Source organism: Massilia glaciei (genome assembly GCF_003011895.2).
Lineage (GTDB): Bacteria > Pseudomonadota > Gammaproteobacteria > Burkholderiales > Burkholderiaceae_D > Telluria_A > Telluria_A glaciei.
Genome location: NZ_PXWF02000316.1, coordinates 1 through 2,498, shown reverse-complemented (window position 1 = coordinate 2,498; position 2,498 = coordinate 1). Strand labels below are relative to the sequence as shown.

Below are 2,498 nucleotides of genomic sequence, written 5' to 3'. Positions count from 1 at the left end.
ACGCCAGCTCGAACAACTACGCGATCGACACCGCGCGCCCGAGCGCCGCCATCGCGGTCGCCGACAACGCCTTGTCGGCGGGCGAAACCTCGCTTGTCACCTTCACGTTCTCGGAGGCGGTCACCGGTTTCACCAATGCCGACCTGACCATCGCCAACGGCACCCTGAGTGCCGTCAGTTCGCTCGACGGCGGCGTCACATGGAGCGCGACATTCACGCCAGGCGTGGACATCACCGATACCAGCAACCTGGTCACGCTGACCAACGGCGGCGTGTTCGACGCGGCCGGCAATGCGGGCGGCGGGACGACCGATTCGAACAACTACGCGATCGACACAGCACGCCCGAGCGCCACCATTGTCGTCGCCGACAGCGCATTGTCGGCCGGCGAAAGCACGCTCGTCACGTTCACCTTCTCGGAGGCGGTCGGCGGATTTACGCATTCCGACCTGACAGTTGCCAACGGCACCCTTGGCGCGGTCAGCTCGCTCGATGGCGGCCTCACCTGGACCGCCACGTTCACCCCGGCGGCGGGCACCACCGACGCCAGCAACCTGATCTCACTGGCCAACGCCGGCGTGCAGGACGCGGCCGGCAACCTGGGCGCCGGCAGCACCGATTCGAACAACTACGCGATCGACACGGCACGTCCGTCCGTCGCCATCGTGGTTGCCGACAGCGTGCTGGCGATCGGCGAGACTTCGCTCGTGACGTTCACGTTCACGGAAGCGGTCACCGGCTTCACCAACGCCGACCTGGCGGTCACTAACGGCGTGCTGGGCGCGGTCGGCTCGGTCGATGGCGGCATCACCTGGACGGCGACCTTCACGCCGAGCGCCAATGTGACCGACACCAGCAACCTGGTCACGCTGGCCAACGCCGGCGTGCAGGATGCCGCCGGCAACGAGAACGCCGGATCGACCGTGTCGAACAACTATGCGATCGACACGGCGCGTCCGACGGCCAGCATCGTCGTTGCCGACAACGCGCTGGCGGCCGGCGAAACCTCGCTCGTGACGATCACGTTCTCGGAGGCGGTCAGCGGCTTCACCAATGCCGACCTGGCGATCGCCAACGGCAGCCTTGGCGCGGTCGCCTCGCTCGACGGCGGCGTCACCTGGAGCGCCACGTTCACGCCGGGCGCAAACACCACCGACGCCAGCAACCTGATCGCGCTGGCCAACGCAGGCGTGCGGGATGGCGCCGGCAATGCGGGCAGCGGCAGCACCGACTCGAACAACTATGCGATCGACACGGCGCGTCCGAGCGCCACCATCGTGGTCGCCGACAGCGCCCTGTCGGTCGGCGAAACCTCGCTCGTGACGATCACTTTCTCGGAGCCGGTCACCGGCTTCACCAATGCCGACCTGACCATCGCCAACGCCAGCCTGAGCGCGGTCAGCTCGCTCGACGGCGGCCTCACCTGGTCCGCCACCCTGACGCCGACGGCAAACACCACCGACGCGGGCAACCTGATCACGCTGGTCGACGCCGCCGTGCGGGACGGCGCGGGCAACACCAACCCCGGATCGACCGCGTCGAACAACTACGCGGTCGACACCGCGCGCCCGACCGCGGTCATCGCCGTGGCCGACAGCGCGCTGTTCGTGGGCGAGACCTCGCTGGTCACGATCACCTTCTCCGAAGCGGTGACGGGCTTAAGCAATGCCGACCTGGCGGTCGCCAACGGCACCCTGGGCGCGCTCGGCTCGGGCGATGGCGGCATCACCTGGAGCGCCACCTTCACGCCGGCGGCCAACGTGGCCGACACCAGCAACCTGATCACCCTGACCAACAGCGGCGTGCGGGACGGCGCCGGCAACGCGGGCGCCGGCTCGACCGACTCGAACAACTTCGCAATCGACACGGTACCGGCGCTCACCCTCGGCGCGCCGCTGGTGCCTGAGGCGAGCGACGCGGGCGGCGCCAACGGCGGCCGCCTTAGCAACGACAATACACCGACCATCACCGGCAGCGCCGCCGACGGCATCACCGTCACGCTGTACGACACCGACGGCGCGACCGTCCTTGGCAGCGCGGTGGCAAGCGGCGGGGTCTGGTCGATCACCAGCACGGCGCTGGGCGAGGGCAGCCACACCCTGACGGTGATCGCGACCAAGGACGGATTCAACCCAAGCGCCCGATCGGCCGGCGTGCTGGTCACGATCGACACCATCGCGCCGGTGGCGCCGGGCCGGCCCAACACCGCCGACGCCAGCCCGGTGACGCACAACACCTCGCCCGTGTTCAACGGCTCGGGCGCCGAGGCCAACGCGGTGATCACGATCCGCAACGGCGCGACCGTGATCGGGACCGCCCAGGCCGACGCCGCCGGCAACTGGACCTCCGCGCCGATCGCGCTGGGACGCGGCCTGTTCCAGATCACGGTGAGCGCCACCGACGCCGCCGGCAATACCAGCGCGCCCTCGCCGGTGCACGCGCTGCGCATCGCCGCGCCGCCGCAGCCGCTCGATCCGCTGCCGCATGCGCCGCACAAC

The 2,498-nt window shown here is 69.6% G+C and carries 1 protein-coding gene; it reads left to right on the top strand.

Going from position 1 to position 2,498, the window contains the following annotated elements:
* On the top strand, window positions 1-2,498 hold a 2,498-nt coding region (locus C7C56_RS25325), incomplete at both ends, for an Ig-like domain-containing protein (protein ID WP_229458990.1).